Origin of the sequence: Glaciecola sp. 2405UD65-10, from assembly GCF_048820975.1 — a bacterium.
Taxonomy (GTDB): domain Bacteria; phylum Pseudomonadota; class Gammaproteobacteria; order Enterobacterales; family Alteromonadaceae; genus Glaciecola.
Genome location: NZ_JBMEUF010000001.1, coordinates 525,246 through 550,977 on the forward strand (window position 1 = coordinate 525,246; position 25,732 = coordinate 550,977).

At 38.7% G+C, this 25,732-nt stretch carries 28 protein-coding genes and 4 tRNA genes; 24 read left to right on the forward strand and 8 right to left on the reverse strand.

What is annotated here, in order from left to right; all coding sequences use genetic code 11:
* The first annotated feature begins 90 nt into the window (after positions 1-90).
* The 12 genes from ACOI22_RS02360 to ACOI22_RS02415 all read left to right on the forward strand — a co-directional run bounded on the left by ACOI22_RS02360 (position 91) and on the right by ACOI22_RS02415 (position 12,311).
* Positions 91-2,517: a DNA translocase FtsK gene (locus ACOI22_RS02360; protein ID WP_420669819.1), complete on the forward strand. Its 2,427-nt coding sequence runs from the start codon at positions 91-93 to the stop codon at positions 2,515-2,517.
* 1 nt (position 2,518) lies between these two features.
* Complete coding sequence (gene lolA, locus ACOI22_RS02365) at positions 2,519-3,211, forward strand: outer membrane lipoprotein chaperone LolA (protein ID WP_420669821.1); 693 nt, start codon at positions 2,519-2,521, stop codon at positions 3,209-3,211.
* Positions 3,211-4,497: a replication-associated recombination protein A gene (locus tag ACOI22_RS02370; RefSeq protein WP_420669823.1), complete on the forward strand. Its 1,287-nt coding sequence runs from the start codon at positions 3,211-3,213 to the stop codon at positions 4,495-4,497. The genes lolA and ACOI22_RS02370 overlap by 1 nt, the downstream gene beginning before the upstream one ends.
* Positions 4,494-4,865: a fluoride efflux transporter CrcB gene (gene crcB / locus ACOI22_RS02375; RefSeq protein ID WP_420669825.1), complete on the forward strand. Its 372-nt coding sequence runs from the start codon at positions 4,494-4,496 to the stop codon at positions 4,863-4,865. Before ACOI22_RS02370 ends, crcB begins: the two co-directional genes overlap by 4 nt.
* A gap of 8 nt (positions 4,866-4,873) precedes the next feature.
* Entirely contained in the window at positions 4,874-6,172 is a 1,299-nt protein-coding gene (serS, locus tag ACOI22_RS02380) for a serine--tRNA ligase (protein WP_420669827.1), read from the forward strand.
* A 140-nt stretch (positions 6,173-6,312) separates the two neighbouring features.
* Complete coding sequence (locus tag ACOI22_RS02385) at positions 6,313-6,909, forward strand: LemA family protein (RefSeq protein ID WP_420669829.1); 597 nt, start codon at positions 6,313-6,315, stop codon at positions 6,907-6,909.
* Positions 6,910-6,927: 18 nt separating this feature from the next.
* Positions 6,928-7,719: a M48 family metalloprotease gene (locus ACOI22_RS02390; protein ID WP_420669831.1), complete on the forward strand. Its 792-nt coding sequence runs from the start codon at positions 6,928-6,930 to the stop codon at positions 7,717-7,719.
* 270 nt (positions 7,720-7,989) lie between these two features.
* Positions 7,990-8,763 carry a hypothetical protein gene (locus tag ACOI22_RS02395; protein WP_420669833.1) on the forward strand — a complete coding sequence of 258 codons (774 nt, stop codon included), beginning with the start codon at positions 7,990-7,992 and terminating at the stop codon, positions 8,761-8,763.
* A gap of 406 nt (positions 8,764-9,169) precedes the next feature.
* Positions 9,170-9,976 (forward strand): alpha/beta fold hydrolase, encoded by an 807-nt coding sequence (locus ACOI22_RS02400; protein WP_420669835.1) that lies wholly within the window; start codon positions 9,170-9,172, stop codon positions 9,974-9,976.
* A gap of 104 nt (positions 9,977-10,080) precedes the next feature.
* Entirely contained in the window at positions 10,081-10,767 is a 687-nt protein-coding gene (locus ACOI22_RS02405; RefSeq protein WP_420669837.1) for a DUF4386 domain-containing protein, read from the forward strand.
* 354 nt (positions 10,768-11,121) lie between these two features.
* Positions 11,122-11,862, forward strand: a complete 741-nt coding sequence (locus tag ACOI22_RS02410; protein WP_420669839.1) for a helix-turn-helix domain-containing protein — start codon at positions 11,122-11,124, stop codon at positions 11,860-11,862.
* 68 nt (positions 11,863-11,930) lie between these two features.
* Positions 11,931-12,311 carry a VOC family protein gene (locus ACOI22_RS02415; protein ID WP_420669841.1) on the forward strand — a complete coding sequence of 127 codons (381 nt, stop codon included), beginning with the start codon at positions 11,931-11,933 and terminating at the stop codon, positions 12,309-12,311.
* A gap of 143 nt (positions 12,312-12,454) precedes the next feature.
* On the opposite strand, the gene ACOI22_RS02420 is transcribed toward ACOI22_RS02415, so the two are convergent.
* The 5 genes from ACOI22_RS02420 to ACOI22_RS02440 form a co-directional block, all read right to left on the reverse strand.
* Entirely contained in the window at positions 12,455-12,799 is a 345-nt protein-coding gene (locus tag ACOI22_RS02420) for a TusE/DsrC/DsvC family sulfur relay protein (RefSeq protein ID WP_420669843.1), read from the reverse strand.
* A 22-nt stretch (positions 12,800-12,821) separates the two neighbouring features.
* On the reverse strand, positions 12,822-13,079 hold the full coding sequence (locus ACOI22_RS02425) for a hypothetical protein (protein ID WP_420669845.1): 258 nt from the start codon (positions 13,077-13,079) through the stop codon (positions 12,822-12,824).
* A gap of 3 nt (positions 13,080-13,082) precedes the next feature.
* Complete coding sequence (locus ACOI22_RS02430) at positions 13,083-13,436, reverse strand: DsrE family protein (protein WP_420669847.1); 354 nt, start codon at positions 13,434-13,436, stop codon at positions 13,083-13,085.
* Entirely contained in the window at positions 13,433-13,825 is a 393-nt protein-coding gene (gene tusD / locus ACOI22_RS02435) for a sulfurtransferase complex subunit TusD (RefSeq protein ID WP_420669849.1), read from the reverse strand. The genes ACOI22_RS02430 and tusD overlap by 4 nt, the downstream gene beginning before the upstream one ends.
* A gap of 99 nt (positions 13,826-13,924) precedes the next feature.
* On the reverse strand, positions 13,925-14,584 hold the full coding sequence (locus ACOI22_RS02440; protein ID WP_420669851.1) for a Bax inhibitor-1/YccA family protein: 660 nt from the start codon (positions 14,582-14,584) through the stop codon (positions 13,925-13,927).
* Positions 14,585-14,797: 213 nt separating this feature from the next.
* On the opposite strand from ACOI22_RS02440, the gene ACOI22_RS02445 reads away from it, so the two are divergent.
* The 12 genes from ACOI22_RS02445 (at position 14,798) to ACOI22_RS02500 (ending at position 22,615) form a co-directional block, all read left to right on the forward strand.
* A tRNA-Ser gene (locus ACOI22_RS02445) sits at positions 14,798-14,889 on the forward strand.
* A 224-nt stretch (positions 14,890-15,113) separates the two neighbouring features.
* On the forward strand, positions 15,114-15,752 hold the full coding sequence (gene uvrY, locus ACOI22_RS02450; RefSeq protein ID WP_420669853.1) for a UvrY/SirA/GacA family response regulator transcription factor: 639 nt from the start codon (positions 15,114-15,116) through the stop codon (positions 15,750-15,752).
* Positions 15,753-15,761: 9 nt separating this feature from the next.
* Complete coding sequence (gene uvrC / locus ACOI22_RS02455; RefSeq protein ID WP_420669855.1) at positions 15,762-17,588, forward strand: excinuclease ABC subunit UvrC; 1,827 nt, start codon at positions 15,762-15,764, stop codon at positions 17,586-17,588.
* Between the two features lie 74 nt (positions 17,589-17,662).
* Positions 17,663-18,229: a CDP-diacylglycerol--glycerol-3-phosphate 3-phosphatidyltransferase gene (pgsA, locus tag ACOI22_RS02460; protein ID WP_420672299.1), complete on the forward strand. Its 567-nt coding sequence runs from the start codon at positions 17,663-17,665 to the stop codon at positions 18,227-18,229.
* 118 nt (positions 18,230-18,347) lie between these two features.
* Positions 18,348-18,423: transfer RNA gene (locus ACOI22_RS02465), tRNA-Gly, on the forward strand.
* Positions 18,424-18,485: 62 nt separating this feature from the next.
* Positions 18,486-18,559 (forward strand) — tRNA-Cys (locus tag ACOI22_RS02470).
* Positions 18,560-18,619: 60 nt separating this feature from the next.
* Positions 18,620-18,706, forward strand: a tRNA-Leu gene (locus tag ACOI22_RS02475).
* Positions 18,707-18,835: 129 nt separating this feature from the next.
* A complete protein-coding gene (locus tag ACOI22_RS02480) occupies positions 18,836-19,705 on the forward strand; it encodes a sulfurtransferase (RefSeq protein WP_420669857.1) in 870 nt (289 codons plus the stop codon).
* Positions 19,706-19,724: 19 nt separating this feature from the next.
* On the forward strand, positions 19,725-20,360 hold the full coding sequence (locus tag ACOI22_RS02485; RefSeq protein WP_420669859.1) for a LysE family translocator: 636 nt from the start codon (positions 19,725-19,727) through the stop codon (positions 20,358-20,360).
* 68 nt (positions 20,361-20,428) lie between these two features.
* On the forward strand, positions 20,429-21,190 hold the full coding sequence (locus tag ACOI22_RS02490; protein ID WP_420669861.1) for a hypothetical protein: 762 nt from the start codon (positions 20,429-20,431) through the stop codon (positions 21,188-21,190).
* On the forward strand, positions 21,183-21,965 hold the full coding sequence (locus ACOI22_RS02495; RefSeq protein ID WP_420669863.1) for a glucosaminidase domain-containing protein: 783 nt from the start codon (positions 21,183-21,185) through the stop codon (positions 21,963-21,965). The genes ACOI22_RS02490 and ACOI22_RS02495 overlap by 8 nt, the downstream gene beginning before the upstream one ends.
* Positions 21,962-22,615, forward strand: a complete 654-nt coding sequence (locus tag ACOI22_RS02500; RefSeq protein ID WP_420669865.1) for a DUF2987 domain-containing protein — start codon at positions 21,962-21,964, stop codon at positions 22,613-22,615. The genes ACOI22_RS02495 and ACOI22_RS02500 overlap by 4 nt, the downstream gene beginning before the upstream one ends.
* 162 nt (positions 22,616-22,777) lie before the next feature.
* On the opposite strand, the gene rssA is transcribed toward ACOI22_RS02500, so the two are convergent.
* The 3 genes from rssA to uspE form a co-directional block, all read right to left on the reverse strand.
* The gene (rssA, locus tag ACOI22_RS02505; RefSeq protein ID WP_420669867.1) at positions 22,778-23,722 is read right to left on the reverse strand and encodes a patatin-like phospholipase RssA; all 945 of its coding nucleotides are present in this window, start codon (positions 23,720-23,722) and stop codon (positions 22,778-22,780) included.
* A 24-nt stretch (positions 23,723-23,746) separates the two neighbouring features.
* Positions 23,747-24,649 (reverse strand): tRNA 2-thiocytidine(32) synthetase TtcA, encoded by a 903-nt coding sequence (gene ttcA, locus ACOI22_RS02510; RefSeq protein ID WP_420669869.1) that lies wholly within the window; start codon positions 24,647-24,649, stop codon positions 23,747-23,749.
* Between the two features lie 76 nt (positions 24,650-24,725).
* On the reverse strand, positions 24,726-25,634 hold the full coding sequence (gene uspE, locus ACOI22_RS02515; RefSeq protein ID WP_420669871.1) for a universal stress protein UspE: 909 nt from the start codon (positions 25,632-25,634) through the stop codon (positions 24,726-24,728).
* Between the last annotated feature and the right edge of the window lie 98 nt (positions 25,635-25,732).

Genomic DNA, 25,732 nt, shown 5'->3' on the forward strand with positions numbered 1-25,732 from the left:
GGTTAATAACCAGAGGGTAAAAGAATTAAAACGAAACCTCTGCGTATTGCGCTATTTACCTTAAACAAAAATAAAGAATAAATTATTATTATGACCAGACTATCAGGCGTTCAAAGGCTTATGGAAGTAGGCATGATTATTTCATGTGCTTTTGCCTTTTTCTTGCTCGTTGCCTTATCTTACTTTCATCCTAGCGATCCTGGCTGGAGCCAAGCAGGTTTAGAATCTAATGTGCAAAATATTATGGGGCCAGTAGGCGCTTATTTTGCTGATATATTATTGTTCACCTTTGGTATTACCGCATATTTAATTCCATTTTGTTTGGCCTTTGTTGGATGGTTTTTCTTTCTTCACGTAAAGAGTTTAATTGAACTCGATTACTTAACCATAGCACTTCGATTAGTGGGTGTTGTTCTACTTGTATTCGGCTTTACAGGCATTGCGAGCATCAATTTTGATGACTTCTACAGCGTATCTGCTGGCGGCGCAATGGGTGACATAATAAGTGATGCATTAATACCGCATTTCAGTTTTGTGGGCTCGGTTTTATTGTTGTTATGTTTTTTCTGTACCGGGTTTACGCTCACTACTGGTATTTCATGGTTTAAACTTATAGATACCATAGGTGAGAGCGTAATTTTCGGAGCCAAGCAGGTAGCCAAACTGCCCAATAAAATGTCGGCATTGTCATTACCATCACCTAGAGCAAAGCAAGATAGCTTAGAGAACAACAAACAAAATGATACATCAACTTCTAGTGTTCAAATTACCAGTTTGCGAGCTGAACCTAATGAACATGAAAATGACGACTACAGTATTCCAGAAGATGTATTTAAAAAGGTATTAAGTGGTAATGAAGATGACCTTAGTAATGTTCCTACAGTAAGCAGAAATAAAGCCAAAGCTGAAAAACAAGAGCAAGTAAAGCCCGTTCAAAAAGCGCAAAAGCCTGTTTACACGCCTACTGCTACCGCAAGTGAAAAGCTTGATACTCTAAATGGCGACACAAGCCAACAGGAAATGACGCCACTTCCATCGTTTGATTTGCTGCAACGGGCTGATAAAAAAGAAAATCCAATTAGCGAAGAAGAGTTACAGCAAGTAGCTCGATTGTTAGAAGCTAAGCTGCTTGACTTTAACGTAACTGCACAGGTTGTTAATGTACTACCTGGCCCGGTAATAACGCGGTTTGAACTTGATTTAGCCCCAGGCGTTAAAGTCAGTAAAATTACCACCCTTGCAAAAGATTTAGCTCGTGCAATGTCAGCTATTTCAGTGCGCGTGGTAGAGGTTATTCCTGGTAAGTCAGTAATTGGTTTAGAGCTACCCAACAAACACCGAGAAATGGTGCGCTTAAGTGAGGTTATTGCTTGTGACGCCTTTCAAAAGAAAGATTCGCCATTAACAATGGTGTTAGGTGCTGACATAAGCGGCGAACCGGTTGTTGTTGATTTAGCTGCAATGCCGCATTTACTGGTGGCGGGTACTACCGGTTCGGGTAAATCGGTGGGCGTTAACGTTATGATTTTAAGCCTGCTTTATAAGTCGACGCCTGAAGATGTTCGCTTGATTATGATAGATCCTAAAATGTTGGAATTATCAGTATACGAAGGCATTCCACATTTATTAGCAGAAGTTGTGACTGACATGAAAGAAGCGTCAAATGCACTTCGTTGGTGTGTTGGCGAAATGGAGCGTCGTTACCGCTTGATGTCAGCTTTGGGGGTGAGAAACCTTAAAGGCTACAACAAGAAAATTAAGGATGCTAAGGAAAGCGGCCAACCCATACTTGATCCATTATGGAAATCAGAAGAAAGTATGGAACCAAGCGCTCCTGAACTTGAAAAACTTCCTGCCATAGTGGTAATAGTTGATGAATTTGCCGACATGATGATGATTGTTGGTAAAAAAGTAGAAGAACTTATTGCTCGAATTGCACAAAAGGCGAGGGCGGCAGGTATACACTTAATATTGGCCACTCAGCGGCCTTCCGTAGATGTAATAACCGGCTTGATTAAGGCAAATATTCCAACGCGTATTGCGTTTCAAGTATCGAGCAAAATAGATTCTCGTACTATTTTAGACCAACAAGGTGCTGAGTCACTATTAGGTATGGGGGATATGCTGTATAACCCGCCTGGTACTAGCATTACAACACGTGTTCATGGTGCATTTGTAGATGATCACGAAGTACACGCTGTAGTAGCCGATTGGAAGGCACGCGGAGAACCTGATTATATTGATGAAATATTAAACGGGGATATGGGCGGCGAAATTCTTCTGCCGGGTGAACAATCTGAAAATGCCGATGAAGAATACGATGCCGTTTATGATGAAGCGCTTGCTTTTATTACTGAAACGCGAAAGGTTTCAATTTCCAGTATTCAACGAAAATTTAGAATTGGGTACAACAGAGCGGCCAGAATAGTTGAACAATTTGAGCAAAACGGCGTCGTAAGTACGCCAGGGCACAACGGAAACCGTGAAGTTCTAGCTCCACCTCCAATTAAGGATTAATATGAAATTTAATGGTTTAACCCCATTTATATATTTGTGCGGCGCATTAGGCTTGTCAATTCAAGGCGTTCAAGCAACGCCGTTAGACGCACAAAACGCTAACTTAGCGAGTAATGTTGAGACTAAAACTGAATCGTCAGCAAAATCAGAATTACGCCAATTGATCGCTAAATTTCAAAGTTTACAAGCCAATTTTTCACAAGAAATTGCAGATATGCAAGGTGAACTGCTACAAGAAACAGAAGGTTCTATTTTACTTCAAAAACCGAATATGTTGCGTTGGGAGGTAAAAAGCCCCGACGAATCGTTACTGATTGCTGATGGCCAAACCGTTTACAATATTGACCCATTCGTTGAACAGCTTACTTTAATGGAACAAGATAGCTTAACGGCATCCAATCCGTTGATGCTGCTAATTAGCGATGATGAAGAGCAGTGGGCAAACGTCAATATTGAAAAACTTGATGGCGATTTTATTATTAAGCCGCAAAATACAGATGCACAAATAAGTATGTTGATTTTAAGTTTTAATAAAGATAAACAGTTATCTTTATTAACGTCTATAGACCAACAACAGCAGCGTAACGTCATTTCTTTTTCAGATATTGAATATAATGTCACTATGCCTGCCAGTGTATTTTCTTATAAGCCCAATGCTAATTGGGTAATTGATGATCAACGCGCTAAAAATTAATGGATTTGAGTCAACCCCTAGCCCATATTCTGCGTCCTACTTCACTTGAAAATTATGTAGGGCAATCACACTTAGTGGGGCCTAACGGGCCTATTACGCGCTTGTGTGAGCAGCAGCAATTGTGCTCCATGATTTTATGGGGGCCACCGGGTTGCGGAAAAACAAGTTTGGTTCATCTACTAGAAAAGTATTGGCAATTGCCTGTGATTAATATGTCAGCTATAAACAGCGGCATTAAGGATATTAAAAGTATCACTTCTTCTACATCAGGCAGCTTATTTCAAGAAAGTAAAATTGTATTCGTAGATGAAATACATCGCTTCAATAAGACGCAACAAGATGCTTTTTTACCGCATGTAGAAAATGGTGACATAGTGCTAATTGGCGCAACCACTGAAAACCCCGCGTTTTCTGTTAATTCAGCCTTGTTGTCGCGAATGCGCGTATTTACTTTACAATCTTTACAACATGAAGATTTACGCGTGTTAATTGAGCGCGCTTTAGATTATATCAACTCAGAAAAATCTACACGATTTTCGATTAATGATGATGCGTTTGAACTTCTACTAAATTTAAGTGAAGGCGATGCCCGAAGATTACTGAGTAATTTTGAAGTGGCGATTAACTTAATAGGAAATGACGCAAACGCCTTGAGTATTAATCATGTTACGCAAGCTTGTGGTGAACGCATTGGTAATTTTGATAAGCAAGGTGACCATTATTACGACATATTATCAGCTTTTCATAAATCTATAAGGGGGTCATCGGTAGACGGCGGCTTGTATTGGTTTGCCCGATTATTGTTAGCCTCTAGTGATATTACGCCCATTTGCCGCAGGTTATTGGCTATAGCCACTGAAGATATTGGTAACGCTGATCCTAACGCAATGCAAATATGTTTGAATGCATGGGATTTGTATCATAGAGTGGGGGCTCAGGAAGGTGAAAGAGCAGTAGCGCAAGCGGTAATATATTGTGCTTTAGCACCTAAAAGTAACGCTGTTTATAATGCTTTTAAAGCTGCAAAACGCCTCGCTAAAATGCATCCAACGGCACCTATACCCTTGCATCTTAGAAACTCTACAAGCTCCATTACTAAAGAACTCGGGCATGGTGAAGGTTATCAATATGCGCATAACTATGAACATGCTTATTCTCCTGAACAACATTACTTGCCCGATGGTATAAACGACCAAGACCTTTATCAGCCTGCTGAAAGAGGTTTGGAAAAGAAACTTAAAGATAAAATGGCGTTTTTAGCCTCGTTAAGACAAGGAACAATATGAGTCCGTATCTGTATGTAGCTATTGGCGGCGCAATTGGCGCGTGTTTACGTTATTTTTTAGTAATAGAAAGCACAAAATTATTGGGTAAAGGCTTTCCCTTTGGTACTCTACTCGTAAACGTAATAGGCTCATTCCTTTTAGGATGTTTGTACGCTTGGTTAAACAACTTTGACGTACTATCAAATAACCTTCGCTTATTATTAGGCGTAGGTTTGTTAGGCGCTTTAACAACGTTTTCTACATTTTCTTTTGATACATTTATGTTATTACAGAGTGGTTTTATTTTAAAAGCTGCATTAAATATTTTAATCAACGTTAGCGTATGCATTTTTGCTGTATGGCTGGCATTTTTATTAGTAAAAGGATGAATTGATCCATGTTAGACCCACGATTGCTTAGAAATAGCATCGAAGAAACTGCAGCTGCACTTGCGAGCCGCGGTTTTATACTTGATATTGACGCATATAATGATTTAGAAAATAGACGTAAGTCACTTCAAATTTCTACCCAAGAACTGCAAAATGAGCGTAATGTGCGCTCTAAGTCAATTGGTAAAGCAAAAGCTGCAGGCGAAGACATTGCACCTTTGTTAGCCGAGGTTGACAAATTAGGTAGTGATTTAGATAACGCAAAGAAATCATTAGATGAAGTATTAAGTGCTTTAAACATTTTTTATCAAGAAACACCCAATCTTCCTGCCGAAGGTGTTCCGGTTGGGAAAGATGAAGATGAAAATGTAGAAATTTTAAAGTGGGGCACGCCTTCTGAGTTTGATTTTGATGTGTTAGATCATGTAGATGTTTCAGCAAAAATCGACAATGGCTTAGACTTTGAAACTGCCGCTAAATTGTCGGGCAGCCGCTTTGTTGTTATGAACGGCAAAATAGCACGCTTGCACAGAGCAATAGCTCAGTTCATGCTTGATACACATACCCAAGAGCATGGTTACCAAGAAGTATACGTCCCTTACTTAGTGAATTCTGATAGCTTGTATGGAACAGGGCAGTTGCCGAAGTTTGGTGAAGACTTATTTCATACCAAACCAGCAACAGAAGAAGGTCAGGGGATGTCTTTAATCCCAACTGCAGAAGTGCCGCTAACAAACATCGCTAGAGACGCTATTTTTGCAGATAAAGAACTGCCAATTAAAATGACCGCGCATACGCCTTGCTTTAGAAGCGAAGCAGGTTCATACGGACGCGATACTAAAGGCCTTATTCGCCAGCATCAATTTGATAAAGTCGAAATGGTTCAGTTGGTGTTACCAGAGCAAAGTATGCAAGCCTTAGAAGAGCTAACCGGCCATGCTGAAACAATTTTACAGAAGTTAAATCTTCCATATAGAAAAGTAGTACTTTGTACTGGCGATATGGGTTTTGGCGCAACTAAAACCTATGATTTAGAAGTATGGCTACCTGCGCAAAATACTTATCGCGAAATTTCATCATGTTCAAATATGGGCGATTTCCAAGCACGTAGAATGCAAGCGCGTTATAAATCAAATGATATGAAAAAGCCTGAGCTTTTACATACATTAAATGGTTCAGGCTTGGCTGTTGGTCGCACACTTGTGGCTGTTTTAGAGAACTACCAACAAGCTGACGGCTCAGTTGTGGTGCCAGAAGTACTTATTCCTTATATGAACGGCGTAAGCGTGTTAAGCCCCAAATCATAATAAGTAGTTGTTGTTAATTGAAAAAAGCAGTTTATAAACTGCTTTTTTTTTACCTGATTTTGCAATAGCAATACTTGTATGTTGCCTTACTTATGCTACTGTTTCATTAAATTACACCGCATTATTGAGTGAGTAAGTATATGGAAATCAGCAGTATTATCGCAATTGTAGTCCTAGCTGTTGTTATTTTTTACGTGATTGGCGTATTCAACAAATTAGTCGCGCTTAAAAATCAATTTAAAAATGGTTTCGCGCAAATTGAAGTCCAACTAAAGCGTCGTTACGATCTAATCCCCAATTTAGTTGAAACCGCAAAAGCTTATATGCAGCACGAAAAAGAAACCCTAGAGAACGTAATTGCCGCACGAAACCAAGCGTCTCAAGGTTTATCAAATGCGGCTAATTCCCCAGGCGACGCTTCTGCGATGCAAAGTTTGATAGGAGCAGAAGCCGCGCTAGGTAGCGCTATGGGCAAGCTCAATATTGTTATGGAAGCGTATCCTGACTTAAAAGCCAATCAAAATATGATGCAAGTTTCTGAAGAACTTTCGTCAACCGAAAATAAGGTCAGTTTTGCACGCCAAGCGTATAATGACCAAGTATTGGCTTACAATACATATAAGCAAAGCTTTCCTCAAAACATCTTTGCAGGAATGTTTGGTCATGGACAAGATGCAAGCTTACTCGAATTTGCAGATAGTCAGGCTATACAAAGCGCACCAAAGGTTTCCTTTTAAAAGGCGTTGCGCGTTACTATGAATTTTTTTGAATCTCAAGCTCACGCCCGAGGGCAAACCAAACGATTAATTGTGCTATTTACATTAGCGGTGCTTACACTTGTAGTGCTAACAAACCTATTAGTAATGGGGGTATTGGGTTTTACTGGATTGGAAGGTAAACCCCTTACGTGGACTTATGTAAAGTCATTGTTTGATTGGAAAGCCTTCTTCATAATTGGTGGTGTAGTGATTATATTTATTGCTATTAGCAGTATATATAAAATATCAAGCCTCTCACAAGGTGGTAGGGTGGTTGCCCAGTCTTTAGGTGGCGTGTTAGTTACTCATGGAAGTGACAACCTTCAGCATAATGTGCTGTTAAATGTTGTTGAAGAAATGGCGATTGCTTCAGGCACGCCAGTGCCACCTGTTTACTTACTAAAAAATGAAGATGGGATTAACGCTTTCGCAGCAGGGTTTTCTACTAACGATGCAATAATTGGTATTACCCAAGGCGCGCTCGATTACTTTTCACGAGACGAACTGCAAGGTGTAGTTGCACATGAATTTAGTCATATTATAAATGGTGATATGCGCATTAATATGCGTTTAACGGGCATATTATATGGAATTACTTTGCTTGGCCTCATTGGCTACTTTATTATGCGAGGCAGTAGTGTAGGGAAACGTTCTAAAAAGGGGAACCAAGCCGCATTGCTCGGATTAGGTCTTATTGTGATTGGATATGGCGGTACCTTTTTTGGAAATTTAATAAAGGCTTCTGTTTCCCGAAAAAGGGAGTATTTAGCCGATGCTTCTGCGGTATAGTTTACACGTAATAACCATGGGATTGCTAACGCCTTAAAAAAGATAGGTGGATATAAGTTCGGTTCCAAACTAGAAACAAGCGAAGCGCAAAGTTTTAGCCATGCATTTTTCTCAAACGCTATTAGCACTAAGTTTTCGTCATTATTTTCGACTCATCCACCACTATCTGAACGTATTAAAGCTCTTGACCCACAATGGACAGGGCGCTACAACAATACAGGTACTACAAACCCTTCGTTATTTAATAATGAAAACGATAAAAGTGCACAAGTGTCGGGTTTTGTTGGTACGCAATCTAGCAGTAGCTTAGTAGCTGGCGTAGGGCAACTAAAAGATGCTCATATTAAGCAAGCAGAGCAACTAATTAGCAATGTTCCAGCGCGTTTATACAAAATGGCTCACAATACATTGGGTGCTCAAGCATTGATTTATGCGCTATTACTTCATGAAAATAATCAAGCGCAAAAAGTAATACAGCTTAGATATTTGGCAAGTAACTTACCGGCCAATATATACACGCAAATAAAAAGTATTTTGGAAGATATTGGGCGTTTATCTATTCAATATAGGCTTCCTTTAATTGAAATAGCGTTACCGCAATTGCGGTTAATGCCAATAAATAGATACGAAGCGATGCTAACTCAAATGCAGCATTTGGTATACGTAGACGAGCAACTTACTGTATTTGAATGGGCTTTAAGTAATATAGTTGCTAACTATCTACAAGCAGAATTTGAAAAAGCAGATGTAAAACGTATAACTCACCGTAACTTACAGTCTTTGTATAAAGATATTGAATATACGCTAAGTGTATTAATACATGAGTTTGCGGCAGAAAATGATTTTGATTCAATTCTTAAATCCGCAAACAAAGAAATTAGCGGCTCAACAATGTTGCTATTACCAAAGCATCAACTTTCTATAGAAGGCTTTGCAAATTCAGTAAACGAGCTAAGCAAGCTACCACCTATGGCAAAACAAAAAGTGCTGTCAGCTTTAATAGTTCCAATTGCTTTTGATAAAAGCTATACGCCTCAAGAGTAGGAAGTAATTAGGGCTATTGCTGATTGTTTGGCTTGCCCTATGCCAATACAAGCCCAATAAGCAAATTAATTGATGTAACGCTCATTATAAACACTCAGTTGTACACGAGTAGTAGCTGTATGCCGCTTAGATTGTTGCGCTAATTAACGTTGTTACTATGAATTCATGGTAACAACAAAGTTTTATGATGTTTATGAGTAGACAGTTGATTTATAAAGATAAAACTAAAAGTTTAATTTGTAGTTACTATGCGCGAATAGTAACTACATAAAAAATGTTATAAAAAAGTGGTAAAAACAAGGTAAGCTACTGATAAATATTAACTATGAAGGGTTCAGGACATGATTAGGTTCTGTTGTTACTAAGAAGTCTTCATAATAAGCTGTTAGTGTTTTAAGGAGATTTTTTGAAATTCATTTTGTTATCGTTCTTTGTGTTGTCCTTTTCTGTGGTCGCAGAACCGAAGTTTTCAAAGGTTGGGGACTTTGAGCTGGAATATGAAATCGCTGGCAGTGGTGAGTATACAGTCCTGCTGGAAGGTGGTGCTGGTGCTGGTCTATCTGACTGGGATCCTGTCTTCTATAAAATTGCTGAAAAAGCGACAGTTATTCGCTACTCAAGGGTAGGAAATGGCAATTCAACTAAAATAAAGCGTCATTTTACTTCTGACGAGTATGCTCATTATGCCAGCAATTTTTTACTAAATTTAGGGATTACGCAGCCGGTCATTTTAATTGCTCATTCTTATGGCGGTAGTGTAGCTCGGGATTTTGCAGTGTCTTACCCTGCTCAAATACAGGCACTACTGATGCTTGATCCGTCTTCGGAGCATGATGTGGATATTATGCGGGCTATTAATTTAGAGCAGGCTAACAGAGAAATTGCTGCGGTAAAGCTTGCTGATATGGAAAATGGCATGTCAAACAACTACTTGGATTTTTGGAGTAAGAGACCTTTACCGAACTACCCACAGATCAAAAACATGCCAGTTACTGTTATTGCCTCGATCAAAAAAAATCCCAATCCCCTGCACTTGCTTGCTAGTGATCAAGGTGTATTCAAGTGGGGTGAGACATGGAAACAATGGGCCGAAGCTTTTCCACAAGGGCGGGCAGTGTTAACGGAGATGAGTGGTCATTTTGTGCAGTTTGACGAGCCTGAATTGGTAGTTAGTGAACTTACCCTAATTATTGAGCGGCTTATAAAAAACTAACAAGGCGCTATTGTCGCCGCTATCTCGGCTGGGACGGCTTACGCTGCGCTTCAGCCGCCCCAAATTAGACATTTAAACACTCAGCAATCACAGGATAATTATCAATGGGGAATAATGGTTCATCACTTAAGCTGTATGTTAAGCATTTAGGTGCCGCGTACTTGATTTATATAATTTTAGGGATGTTTAATTCACTACTATTTAAGCAAGGTATATACAACTTTGGAGCTTTTGATGAGGTTGAGACAAAGTTCAGACTTGCTCAAACTATAGATATTATTATGTTTATAGCTGTTATTTGGGCTTCATGGGCACAGTACTTAGTTACTAAAACGATAAACAAAAATTTTGCTCTCGTGGCACTACTTTTCAGGTTTGGAGAAGGGCTTCTCGGCTTTGTCGCAACAATCATTACATTAGCAGTGATAGCCGTTTTAAAGAATCCAGAATTTTCAACTGTATTTCAAGATGAGCAGTTGCATACATTAGCTAGCATATTTGTGAAAATAAGTGGCTCGATGTGGGATGTTCTTCTAATTATCATGGGTATTGGTGCCACGATTTTCATGTATTTGTTCTACGTTTCTAATTACATACCTAAGTGGTTGGTTTTTTGGGGGCTATTCACTTATATTTCGATGGTGGTGTATGGTTTTTCAAATATTGTTCTACTTAATCCACCTCAAGTGTTGAGTTACTTCATGATGCCAGGAGCTTTTTTTGAAATAACGTTTGGTCTTTGGTTGTTAATTAAAGGAATAGACATCCAAGCTGATAAAAGTCATGCCTAGTAAGCACTTTAGAAAATGTAATTGAGCCGTTTTAGTAGACACCTCCTTATCTCTTAAGGAGGCTTTATGTCAAAAGGAAAAAGTTTGAGATCATTTTTTCTTTTAATATTATTACATCTTATGTTGGAGCAACCTTAAGAGGGCGTGCGAAAGATGATGAGTTGGGATGGAGTAATTCATCTCTAGCGAATAGATTGCCTAAATGGATTAAGTCAGCAAAAATCTACTTCGTTACGCGGGCAATTGATGCGACCAAACAAAACGCTAAAATCGTATCTTTGAACGCTGTGTTTCTGCCTTTAAAAGAGGCGTTATGTTTTTCATAAGCAACCTAGAGTTAGCACAAGTAATAGCATGTATGACCCAATAAAAGATGGAATGAAAAAAAGTAGTGACCTCGTTATTTACAATGAGGTCAAACCACCACAACAATTAAGGAATATTGTTCATAGCTATTGGCAAATAAAAACCGAAATCCCCCTGCGGGATGATTTTACCTTGCACGCCATTCCGGATGCCTGTATTAACATTCTGTTTAATCAGAAGGACACCGACATAGCAGGTATTACAGGACTAAAAACCACTTATACCGAACTACAACTTGGTAAAGATTTTGATTATGCGGGCATTCAGTTTTTTCCTGGAGTTTGGCACGGGAATAATAGCGAAACTGCAGACGGTTTTGTAGGCTCAAAATATTTGGGTAAGTTACCACTTATTGAAGTTAATATTAAAACAGCTTCTTTGAGTTTTTCAGATAAGCTACCTATTTTTACTGATTTAGTATCAAGTTTAGTTGAGCAAAATATTGTTGTGCAAAATAAGACTGTTCAAAAAATTCTATCCAATTTAGATTATATACACAGTGTTTCAGAAATGGCTGAAATCGCCCATCATTCTCCTCGTCAACTGCAGAGAGTTTTAAAGCAAGCAACTGGTTTTTCACCCCATGACTTTTTAAAAGTGATGCGCTTGCAGCAATCATTAAAAGAACATAACGTAGACCTTTATACTGACCAATCCCATTTTATTCGTTCATTTAAGAAGATCACGGGTTATACCCCAGCTGAATACTTTCGTAAGTATGATGTCTGATTTGTACAATACTGGCTGGTGAACATATTTTATATTGTTGTCAACTTAAACGCATAGAGGATAACAGCATGAAACAAAATGCAGTGGGTTGGTTTGATATTTACGTGAACGACATGGAGAGAGCAGAGACTTTCTACAAAGTAGTGCTTCAGAGAGAATTTGAAACGATATCTGACCCTACAGACACCACCGTCATTATGAAGGGTTTTCTGACTGATATGGAGTCTTATGGTGCGGGTGGTGCCCTGGTAAAAAGAGAGGGAGTAAAGCCTGTCACTGGAGGCACAATTGTCTATTTTGGTGTTGAGAATTGCGCTGTTGAAGAGTCTCGGGTTAAAGACGCAGGAGGGAAAGTTATTAACTCGAAGATGTCTATTGGCGAGTATGGATTTGTAAGCGTATGTTTAGATACTGAAGGCAATTTGTTTGGCTTAAGTTCGATGCAATAATTAATATATAGCAACCAAAGTCAGCGGATGCTTCACACCGCTGCTTTGGGCGTTATAGCATTCGGTAATTAAGTGATATTACCTAAGTAGGTACTTAAAACAACTCTGTACGAGCCACTTAAGTAAAAGCATTTACGCTAAACTTATAAACATTTTTTGGGTTTGGGCAAACCAGCTAGCTTTGTCGCAATTTTAGCCGCACCTTTTGGAAAGAGCCTATACAAATATCGGCTATTGCCTTTTTCTGGCCCATATTCATTTTGCATTGCCTTTACTAAAGCGCGAATAGCTGGGCTGGTGTCATATTTTTCGTAAAAATCGCGAACAAAGTGTACTACTTGCCAGCGTTCTTCCGTCATTTCAATTTCTTCTTTGTTGGCTATTGCTTGAGCAACTGTATCAGACCATTGTGTAAAATCAGTCAAGTATCCTTCTTTGTCAGTTTCTAACACTTGTCCGTCTACAATTAAGGGGGAATGATTAGTCATAATACGAAATGCTGCCTTGTTCTTATTGAATGGTTAATACTGGATTAAAATTAGCGCATAATTCAACCCACTGTTCAGGTTGAATTATATTGTAATAATCACTTGTTTTAATACCGCTTGCTAAAAACTCCGATTCAAGCATATACACGTCAAAGCCGGGGTAACTTACTTTAATTTCTTTAGCCACGTATACAGCATCTTGCAATAAAATAACCGGGCCTTCATAACTTTCATACTGTTGTAAGGGGCGCAAATCATCAGTTAATATTTGAATAAGCATGAGTTAAAACATCAATATTTGAGACGCATTTTCACATAAAGAAACAAATGCGGCGTGGTCAATAAATTCAATATCATCGCTTAACACTAGGTCTTCTTTGGCTATATTGTTTGATGAAAGCGCGTATAGCTCTTCTACATCAAATAGGGGAAGTGCGCTAAGCTTTTTTGCCATATTTTTATGTGATATAAGCTGTCCTTGTTGATTAACATTGAGTTGATGAATGCCCTTATCAACAAAAACATACTTCACACGCAAGCCAAGGTTACTTGCCGCTAATGCTGCCTCGTAGGCGTCTACTGCGGCACTGCTAGAGTAGGGGGCGCGGGTGCTTTGAATCAGAATATAAGGCGTCATAATTGTATATTTACTCCACCATCAGCTAAGGCTTCAAAATAGGCGCTTAAGCCTACTGCCGTAAAAGGAGCTTCAATGTTTGGACTAAATGTTTGTGTTGATGGGCTTGAATCAATTGCTACAACACCACGGCGGCTGCCAGCCGTAGTGCATACATTTAAATTAATGCCGTGCTTATTATGTAATTCAAGCCATGCTTGGCGAGTATTAATTTCATCACTATTTGGTTCTAATAAACTTGATGCGCACTGCACACCCGCTTGATAGAAAAACACTTGATTAATTTTGTGCCCACTGTTGATTGCAGCTCGGCAAAAAGTGATCGCGTTTTCAACGTTACGAGAATCAAATGGGCTTTTAGTTACCATCACGGTAAAGGATGTTGGCATATGTAGTTTAGGAATGAATTAAAGGGTTACTCAATATGTATGAGTATAAAACAAAAACGCCCCAATGGTAGGGGCGTTTATTAAACTTTTTCGCAGGTATTAGTCTTCAGTAATATTCAATATAGAAAGAATAGACATAAAGATGTTGTATATGCTCAAGTATAAGCTAACGGTTGCTCTAATATAGTTTGTTTCACCACCGTGAATAACACGGCTAGTGTCAAACAATATGAAACCCGACATGATAAAAATAATTACCGCATTTATAGCAAGTGATATTGCCGGCATTTGGAAGAAGATATTAGCAACAATTGCTAATAGGGCAACTACCATTCCTACCATCAAAAACCCGCCCATAAAGCTGAAGTCTTTCTTCGATACAAGCGCGTAGGCTGACAAACTAAAGAATACAACCGCTGTTGCGCCTAAAGCTTGGGCTACCAGGTGGCCTGCGCCATTAGCTAAATACATACTAATAACAGGGCCAATAGAACCACCAATCAAACCGGTGAAAACAAACACCCAAATTAAGCCTGCTGATGAGTCTGCTTTTTTCTGCACTATAAATAAACTTATAAAGGCACCAATGATCATTGCAAAATAACCAATCATGCCTATGTTCATCATAGAAGTGATTGTTGCGGTGATTGCACTAAAGCCTATTGTTAATGCTAATAACATGTAGGTATTGCGAAGCACCTTATTTATTTCTATTGCCGAGGTGTTGCTCGCACTAGAATACAAAGTACGTCTTTCCATTTTACTCTCCAATTTAAATCAGTGTGATTTAGTATACTATTACTATGTGTATTAGTAGGGTGTTTAGTTCCATATTTCAAGATTTTTTGGTGTTTATTTCTTATAAACTGTAAACTTTGTTTAAAAATTCTGCGCTTGAACCATAAATACGAATTTTTTTGAAAGAAGGACTTTACAAACGAGCGATACGTATCTATTATGCGCACCACTTAAGGAGAGTTGGCAGAGTCCGGTTGAATGCACCTGACTTGAAATCAGACGAAGGGTCAAACCTTCCGGGGGTTCGAATCCCTCACTCTCCGCCACATTCAAAGGCTCAGCTAACGCTGAGCCTTTTTCGTTTCTGCCTTTGAGAACAATATCAAGTAGCTAAAGCACTTTAACTTTACAAATTACAACTAGCTAAAAGTCTAGGATTTTCAAAAAATATAGCTCAATCTGCGTAATCATTGTATGATAACTAAAACATATAATAATAATCATTTACTTATAGCACACTATAGGTAAGCAGTTAGCAGGCTATTTTGACATGATCAAAATTTTAGTAGTAGATGACCATGATCTCGTAAGAACAGGCATTGTTAGAATTCTTAATGATGTAAAAGATTTTAAGGTTGTGGCTGAAGCCGATTGTGGTGAAGAGGCTGTTGAGTTTTGCCGTCGTCATTCCCCTGATATTGTGTTGATGGATGTTTCTATGCCTGGGATAGGGGGCTTAGAAGCAACACGTAAACTTGCTAAGGTATGTGATAGCGCCCGAGTTATTTGTGTTTCAATGCACAAAGAAAATCCCATACCCTCTAAAATTATGCAAGCTGGTGCATTTGGATTTCTAACCAAAGATGCCGAGCCTTCAGAAATGATAGATGCTATTTATAAAGTGCAGTCTGGCCAAAAATATGTTTCACCTGATATTGCTCAACAAATTGCGATAGGGCACTTAGATCTAAACTCTGACAATCCTTTTGAACAGTTATCTGATCGCGAACTAGAAATTACCATGATGCTTACGCGTGGTGTAAAAGTGCCTGATATAGCAAAACACTTAAATATAAGTGCTAAAACAGTAAATACTTATAGATATAGAATGTTTGACAAACTTAACATTGCTACCGATGTTGAACTTACTCATTTAGCGCTTCGACATAAATTAATTGTATCAAACTAATTAAACAAGATGCCTGAAATAACGCCTTTCGATCATACAGAGTTCTTAAAACACCTGACGAATCAAGCAGGGGTTTATAGAATGTATGACCAAGCCGACAAAGTTATTTATGTGGGTAAGGCTAAAAATCTTAAAAAACGTGTATCAAGCTATTTTCGTAAAACAGTAGAAGAAGCTAAAACGCGTTCATTAGTGGCTAATATTGCCAAAATGGATGTAACAATAGTTTCCAGTGAAACTGAAGCTTTCTTGCTTGAGAACAACTACATCAAGAAATATCGTCCTAGATATAATGTAGTACTTCGAGATGATAAATCATATCCCTTTATTTTAATTTCAGAACATGAACACCCTCGATTGAGTTTTCACCGTGGCCCAAAGAAAAAGAAGGGCGAATACTTCGGCCCATATCCTAGTGCGTGGTCGGTTCGTGAAAGCTTACGCTCTATGCAAAAGATTTTTCCTATTCGCCAATGTGAGGATAGTTATTACAGAGCCCGCTCAAGGCCGTGTTTACAATATCAAATGAAGCGTTGCTCAGCTCCCTGCGTTGAAGGGTATGTAACTGATGATGAATATAACGAGCAAGTGCGTTTAGCAGGTATGTTTTTAAGAGGTAAAAATTCACAGGTTATAAGTACATTAGTTGAGAAAATGGAAAAAGCCAGTGAGTCACTTAATTTTGAAGGTGCTGCGCAGTATCGTGATCAAATTAGCGCCCTTCGTAAAGTACAAGAACAGCAATTTGTAGCCGGAACCCAAGATGAGTTAGATGTTTTTGGTTTTGCTTTTAAACATGGCGTAGCGTGCATTTTTGCAATATTTATTCGAGATAGCCAAGTATTGGGCTCTAAAGCATTCTTCCCCAAAATACCCAAAAATAGTACTGATGAAGAGGTATTACGATCTTTTGTTTTACAGTTTTATTTGTCGGGTAATAAACTTATTCCGAAGCAAATAGTCCTTCCCCTGAAATTCGAAGACATGCTGACGGTTGAAGAAGTATTAAGTAAAGAGGCTAATCGCCGCACCAAGTTTTTTGAAGGTGTGCGAGACGAAAAAAGGCAGTATCTTCAAATAGCGAATAAAAACGCGCAAAATTCCCTAGAAACGCAATTGAATCAACAAAAATCCATTTTTGCGCGCTTCACGCATTTAGAAAAACTACTTATGGTTGATGAGCCAATTAAACGCATGGAATGTTTTGATATTTCGCATACATCGGGCCAGCAAACCGTAGCGTCGTGTGTGGTGTTTGATCGTAACGGCCCTTTAAAGTCAGACTACCGTTTGTTTAACATTGAAGGAATTACGCCAGGGGATGACTACGCAGCCATGGCACAGGTTTTAAAACGGCGCTACAAGAAAGCAAATGACGATGCAAAAATTCCTGATTTATTGTTAATTGACGGCGGCAAAGGGCAACTTTCGCAAGCCGAAGAGCACTTTAAGGATTGGCCTGATGACAAAAAGCCTATGATTATTGGGGTAGCGAAAGGAACCACCCGAAAGCCGGGTTTAGAAACCTTAATATGGGCATTCAGCCACGAGACCGTTGCGGTGGAGTCTGACTCACCCGGTTTACATTTAGTGCAACATATTAGAGATGAGTCCCATAGATTTGCTATAAGTAGCCATCGAAATAGACGCCAAAAAGTCAAAATGACATCTCCCTTGGAAGGTATTCCAGGGATTGGACCGAAAAAGCGTCAAAGCTTGTTAAAATATACAGGGGGTTTACATGGGCTTAAAAAGGCAAGTAAATCTGAAATAGCGAAAGTACCTGGTATTAGTGAAGACTTAGCCGACATCATTTACGACCATCTACACGCCTAAAATTACATTTATATAAGTGTGTGTTCTGTTATGATGTTTTCCATTAATTTACGTAAGAGAATTATGCTGTTGTGATCTGGACTATCCCCAATATTATTACCATTTTCAGGGTGCTACTTATTCCTGTTTTCGTTACCGTTTATTTTTTAGATTGGAAATGGGCACATGAATTAGGCGCATTCATTTTTTGGTTAGCGGCTATTACCGATTGGTTTGATGGTTATTTGGCTAGACGCCTACAACAATCAAGTCCATTTGGCGCGTTTCTAGACCCAGTAGCTGACAAACTCATTGTTGCCACCGCTTTGCTTATGATTACTCATTCGTATTCATCAATTTGGATTACCGTCCCAGCCATTATTTTATTAGTAAGAGAAATTTATGTGTCGGCACTACGAGAGTGGATGTCGGGAATAGGGGCGTCTAGTTTAGTAAAAGTGAGTTTTATTGGTAAAGCAAAAACAATGGCACAAATGCTGGCTTTAATTGGTTTACTTTCAGGATTAGAATATTTTATGGGTTTTCCAATTTATTGGGTGACTTTAGGAAAAATATTGCTTTATTTCGCAGCCGTTTTGTCTATTTGGTCTATGGTTGTGTACACAAGTGCGGCATGGAAAACTCTTTTACAGCAAAAATAAGTAGATAAAGTGCTACTTTTAAGGCGATTTGTTCAAATTTTGACTGAACAGTAACTTTTAATAAGAAATGTGGTTGACAGCTTTTGATTTGCATGTAAAATTCACCCCACATTTCAGAGCGGGAATAGCTCAGTTGGTAGAGCACGACCTTGCCAAGGTCGGGGTCGCGAGTTCGAATCTCGTTTCCCGCTCCAATCTTTCTTAGATTGTCTGAAGTGTGTAACGCTTGCAATCTGAAGCGTTAGCAAGTTTTTGCGGCGGAATGGCAGAATGGCTATGCAGCGGATTGCAAATCCGTGGATCTCGGTTCGACTCCGGGTTCCGCCTCCATTAGCAGTTAAGCTTGTTAGTGTAAATAAAGTGAAAAAGCGTTAGAATAAGTAGTAATGTGCCCGGGTGGTGAAATTGGTAGACACAAGGGATTTAAAATCCCTCGCCAGTAATGGTGTGCCGGTTCAAGTCCGGCCCCGGGCACCAACTACTTCTTTAATTAAAGCAAGACCTTAAGTTAGTCCTTAGCTTAAGTATAAATAAAATATACACTTTCCCAAAGCTCATTTACTTGTATAATCAAGTACTATCTTTCTTTATATAAAGCCCCTGTTCATGAGTATTATATCTGCCGAATCTTTGTTTGAGCTTATAGGTACGCAAGAGCCAATTGCATCGTTAAATAACTCAAATACCGTCATACTATTTACTACGAAAGAGGGTAATGGGCCGGGTCAAAAATCTCCCTTAGTTTTGCAGTCGCCCAATTTGTATATACCTGGCTCTGTATATTTTGATTTAGAAACAACTTTTTCAGATCAGAAATCTGAGCTTTCTAGCACAATGCTAAATGCAGATGATTTTGCGCAACGCTTAGGTGAGCTTGGTATTAGCAATAAACATAACATTATAATTTATGATGACCACGGCAATTTTTATGCGTCTAGAGTTTGGTTTATGTTTAAAACTATAGGGCACGAAAATGTTTCTGTTTTAGATGGCGGCTTGCACCAATGGATGAGACTTGCATACCCTTTACACAAAACATGTTCACGTAAACTAGAAACAAACAAATACTTCGCTAAGCCGTGTAACGATTTTCAGTTTGTTGACCAATTGTTTGTACTAAATATTGTTAATAATAAACCAGCAAATACGGCTATTATTGATGCACGTAGCCTAGCTAGATTTAATGCAAAGCTACCAGAACAGAAAGAAGGGCTTAGGAGTGGACACATTCCATCTAGTTTTTCATTACACTATGCTGATTTGCAAACGAGCAATTTTGAATTCAAGGGTGTAACGCTATTGTCTAGCTATTTTGCGCCTTACCAAGGAAAAGACTTAGTTTTTAGTTGTGGTAGCGGTATAACAGCGTGCATACTTGCTCAAGCCGCGTATATGCTTGGATTTAGGTCTTTATATGTATACGACGGCTCTTGGTCTGAATGGGGGGCTGATAATTCATTGCCCATAGAAGTATAAAACAATAATTAGGTTGTAAATGGATATTAATTACTCAGTTTGGGCAGCGATTGCTCTTATGCATTTTGTTGCTGTTGTTAGCCCCGGCCCCGATTTTGCGGTGGTACTAAAACAAGGGCTTCAAAAGGGTTTAAAACCTGCGTTGTGGACAAGTTTTGGTATATCGATGGGTATCCTTTTACATGTAACATATTCTGTTTTAGGTATAAGCCTGTTGATAAAAACAACCCCTTGGCTATTTAGTACATTGCTGTATATTGCAGCGGCTTATTTTATATATATTGGGTTTTCGGCGCTTAAAAGTAAGGCGCCTACTAATGATGATACTAAAAATGATGAGTCAGAGGCGGTGCTAACAAGTAGTAAGTGGTATAAATCATTTATGTTGGGCTTTCTTACAAATGGTTTAAACCCCAAAGCGACCTTATTTTTTTTAGCCTTGTTTACCGTCGCTATTCCAGCTTCAAGCAGTTTACACGCAAAAATTTTTTACGGCCTTTATTTAGCATTAGCCACACTTGTTTGGTTTTGCTTTGTCTCATATGTGAGCAATATAAAAAAAATAAGAAAAGCTTACCAAACCCATGGATATTGGTTTGACAGATTTATGGGCCTTGTTTTAATCACTATGGCAATTCTTTTACTATTTACTTAAACAAAAATGTTTAAAATTACGTAAAATACCTGTAATGAATTATGAAGTAGGAGCTGCAGTAGCCGGCTATGAGCAATACCAATAAACACAATTTACCTCCAGGCATGCAAACGCCCTATAATTTTGACATTAAGCAAATTTTGTCTAGAGCGCTCGAATTGTCTAAACGCAATAACTGGACTCTAGCTCAGGTTTTAATTTGTATTATTTTAGTGACTTTTGCTATTTACTTCATATTTATAGATGCATACGGCATTACCAATATTGAAGATTTGATTACTGAGAACAACCCCTTAATCGTTTCCCAGCAAGCCACTATTGAACTCACCATTACTTGCCTACTGGCGCCGCTTTGGGCTGGCGTTGCCATGCTTGCTATTAATTCTTATCGTGGCTTAAAAGTAAATATGAGTGATGCATTCTATTTTTATAAGCAAATTATAGTGTTGGCAGCTGCTTCAGTAATACTTTCAATAACATTCACTTTGGGCTTGTCATTATATGTATTGCCGGGGTTCTATATTTTCACCGCTACTACATTTGCATTACCACTTATTACTGACAAAAAAATGCGACCATTTAGCGCGATTATTGTTTCTGTCAAAATGGTAAACAAATACTTACCTAAAATGCTAATGCTATATGCAATATTTATTGTAATGTTTATTCCCGTGTTATTAAGCTTTGGATTCGCTTACTTATGGGTTGGGCCGTTTTACTTCAACGTAAAGGCGATTTTGTACCAAGATTTATTTTGTGAAAAAGAAAAAGATTCAATAGAAAGCACTAAAGAATCAAACGTTGGTGAAACCGGAGTTTTTGATGCATAAAGCAAAAATCATTTTAGTCACAATGCTGGTAGTAATAGCCGTTGTGTTAGTTATCATATTTATGCTCCCTAAAAAAAGCATAGTTACATCCATTCCGTCGGTTGAAAACGCTTACGAACCCGTCCCTAAATTCTCAGAATACAAGCAAGTCAAAGAAAAGAAAAAAGCATTCTTTAATTATTTAGCCCCGGCAGTTAAAGCGCAAAACGACTATATAAAGCTAATAAGGCAAGAAATACTTGGGTACCAAGCCAAAGAAGCAAGCGGTGAGAGGCTATCAGATTATCAGATTGAAGAATTAAAATGGCTTACTAAAGAATACAGAGTCGAAACAAACCAAGACAAATCTGATATGTACCAAGAACTACTTCGTAAAATTGACATTATTCCATCTGAGTTAGTATTAGTTCAAGCTGCCAATGAATCAGCTTGGGGGACATCAAGGTTTGCGCAAAAAGGGTATAACTTTTTTGGACTATGGTGTTTTAAAAAGGGATGTGGATTTGTGCCTAGCCGCAGGAATGAAGATGCCAGCCATGAAGTGGCTAAATTTACCGATTTATCAAGTGCAATGTATTCTTATATGCGCAATTTAAACCGTCATCCTGCTTACTCCGATATGCGTGCCATTCGCTACCAGTTAAGGAGTAATCAAAAGCCAATTACTGCGAACGCCATGGCAGGCGGTTTACTTAAATACTCTGAGCGGGGCGAAGATTACGTGAAAGAATTACGACAAATGATTAGAATTAATAAGGAACTCATAGCGTTATGAAATTTTTGAAACCTTTGTATTGTTTCGTTTATGTGGGCTTAGTACTAGGGCTTGGTAATAGTGCAAACGCCGAAATCTTATCAGTGGAATATAAAAGCTTTTATAGCCATGTGAAGCAACTTGATAAGGAAGAAATGGATGCTCTTCAATTTGCGTTTGGGTTTTTAAACATACACACAAAAGATTTATGTGGTGTAAAGGAAGCCAGAATTAGTACAGAGAAAAAACAAATCCCTCTTAAAGTAAGTGAAGAGAATCGTTTTACTGTTCCTTCTGAACGTGCCTTAAACTTAGCTAAAGCATTGGTTATAGTAGAATTGGAACAGGCCTCAAATGTATGTGATATGTCAGTGCAATTAGAAACTAAGCCTGAATATTTGAAACGCCAATACTCGCAAAATGACCTTATAAAATTACTTACTCAATACGAAACCTTTTTCGACAAGATGGGCGGATTTTTGTCATTTATGATGCCATCAGTTACGGGCATCACTTTGGTATTTCCAAGTTCCTTAGAAGACCAAACCTTAGATAATGGCCTACAAATAGTTGAAGGGAACTTATTTTTAAATGAAAGCGCGATTGAATCTCTAAACACACTCAATTTACCTGTTGCGCCAAGCCGAATAATTGCGGTAACAAAAGAATAAATCATTTAGCATAATATGCCCGAAAAGTATTAGATGGTATTTGATTGAGAACTGCCGTACCTGCTGCTACAGAAATAAATTGAATCGATTAGGATTGCAACTACTGAAAGCTATTTCGAGGAACGAAGCGCTTGATACAACTCAGCGCTTCACTTTACGCGTTTAACTTGGCTCAACGGCAGGGCTCTTTTCCTCGGCTTCTTTCAATATTTCTAGGTTCAACTGATACTTAATTTGTTGCGCGATCCTTTGTACAGCTTCATTCCCTTTTTTAGATAACTCTTCGGCGCGTTGAAATTCTAGTAAACCTACATCACGTAGCATGGGTTCAATAAGAAGATCAGGTGGATCGCCGGCTAATCGAGAGCGAGTCACTCTGGCCTGCAGAATTTCTAGTGCACCACTCATAACGCTCATTATACCTGGTGCCTGCTTTTTATTCGGTTTTGGGTCTGGTGAAAACCATTGTTTTACAATACCACCCGGGGCCTTACTTAATAAATTGTCGGTCTTTTTCTGGTTCAATTCGTGGTCTATTTCAAACTTTTCTATGAGCTGTGGCCTAAAATCGGCGCTTAAGTTTACTGCTATCACAAAATCTGCGCCTAGTTGCCTACATTGATTGACCGGAACAGGATTAACTACTGCGCCGTCAACCAACCAGCGACCTTCGTGTTCAATGGGCGGGAATAGGGCAGGTATAGCGCATGAGGCTTGTATGGCGTCCATCACCTCTCCTGAGTTAAATACAACTTCTTTGCCTGAGTACAGGTCAGTTGCTACAGCAGCAAAAGGGAGGTTCATTTCTTCGAAGGTAGCAGGGCAAAATTCTGCTTTGTGTTTTTCAAACACTTTCTGTCCGCTGGCTAAACCCCCGCGACGAAATCCAATGCCCAACAAACTAAATACTTGCCATTCAGATAAACTGTAAGCCCATGTTTCAAGCTCATCTAATTTTCCACTAGCGTAAGCCGCGCCAACATATGCGCCAATAGAGCAGCCAGCAACAACATCAATTTTCACGCCTAACTCTTCTAGTGCTCTTATAATACCAATATGAGCCCATCCTCTTGCAGCTCCTGCACCAAGTGCTAAACCAATTTTCACGTTGCTATTTCCTGCGTTTAAAAGTTATTTTAATTCTACGATGCTTAAATGTTCGGTGTTGTCATCGTTATACGATTCGTTAAGCTTTATTTCTGGGGAATCAAAAGCTATATCGCCTTCACCATCTAATTTAGTATCTTTATTTAGGCCTGCAAAGTCGAACAATTCTTTATCTAACATATGTGAAGGAGTAATGTTTTGCATAGCTCTGAACATTGATTCAATGCGCCCTGGAAAGCGTTTCTGCCAATCTTGTAGCATGAGTTTGATATTTTTTCTTTGCAAGTTTTCCTGCGAGCCACATAAATTACATGGAATAATAGGGAAGGCAAGTTCATTAGAATACTTTTGAATATCAGCTTCGGTACAGTAAGCTAAAGGTCGAATAACCACGTGTTCACCATTGTCGCTGACTAACTTTGCCGGCATTCCTTTTAGTTTTCCGCCGTAAAACATGTTTAAAAACATAGTTTCAAGTATATCGTCACGGTGATGGCCTAAGGCTATTTTAGTTGCGCCTAATTGCTTGGCGGTTTTATACAAAATTCCACGACGTAAGCGAGAGCATAACGAACACGTTGTTTTGCCCTCTGGAATTTTGTCCATAACAATCGAATACGTGTCTTCTTCTACAATTTTGTATTCAACATTAAGGGCATCTAAATAATTGGGCAGAACGTGTTCAGGAAAGCCAGGTTGCTTTTGGTCTAAATTCACCGCAATAATTGAAAAGTGAATAGGGGCTATTCGTTGAAAATACATTAGTACATCAAGCATGGTATAGCTATCTTTACCGCCTGATAAACAAACCATTATTTTGTCACCATCTTCAATCATATTGAAGTCGATGATGGCTTTGCCTGTTTCGCGTCGTATACGCTTTTGTAGTTTATTGAAATTGTAAGTGGATTTTGATTTGGCTGACATAGTTTACACATGATTAATAAAAACGAGGCAATTATACCGCACCTTGCCTCGCTATTACCATCTTAAAGGCTTACATCTATGGGGTTTTAGGTTTAACCACCAAAGTGTCGCATCCTATTTTATCAATAATGTGTTCAGCGGTATTACCTAATAATGCTGCTTTTATGCCTTTTCGTCCAACTGAACCCAATACTAATAGCTCAGCGTTAAGCTGTGAACATAGTTGAGGGATAGTATCTTCAGGTAAACCTTCCATAACGTAATGTTTTGTATTATTTAATGCATGTTTATCGCATAGTTTGTTTATCAAATTTTTGCGTCTGAGCTCAACATTGCTGTTGTAGGTTTGGGGATCAAACTGCGGAACTTCAATACTTATGTGAACAGGCGCGCCTATAAATGAGTTGCTTATACAAAGCTGCCCGGCCATTACTTTGGCAAAAGCGTTTGCAGCTAAGCTAACCTCATCACTTAAACATTCATGTTGCTCGTCTTTATCTTCTAAACTTATTGCGCAAACAATATTACCGCCCTCAGGCATCTCATGATGTTTAACCATAAGCACGTTAGCATGACTGTGCCGTAATATATGCCAATCACTGGGTGTGAATAAACGTTGTGATAACTTATCGTGATTCTTGGCGGCTTTTATGATCAAGTCTACATTTTCTGTTTTGGCTAATTTAACTATGCCTCTGTGAAAGTGTTTATGCCATACAACTTTGTATAGTACATTGCTTAATTGAGAAAATGGACTGGCATACTCTTGTAAGCGTTCATGTTGAGCATCAAGCACTCGTTGTTTTAGAAGTTCACGCTGGTTTGAATTCAATAATTTAGGCATGTCATAACTGCTGTCGTAAACAGCGCTAGCTAACACTAATTGGCAGTTAAACTTTTCTGCTAAAAAGACGCCGCGATATAATGCGTCCTGATTATCAGAGTGAGGGTTAATAACGACTAATATCTTTTGGTAGGCAGACATGTTTGATCTCCAGTTTTATATTCATAGTAAATATAAACAAAGTGCTTAAATAATGCATTCAACCACTTTGTTTGAGATCAATAAGAAAGGTAATAAAT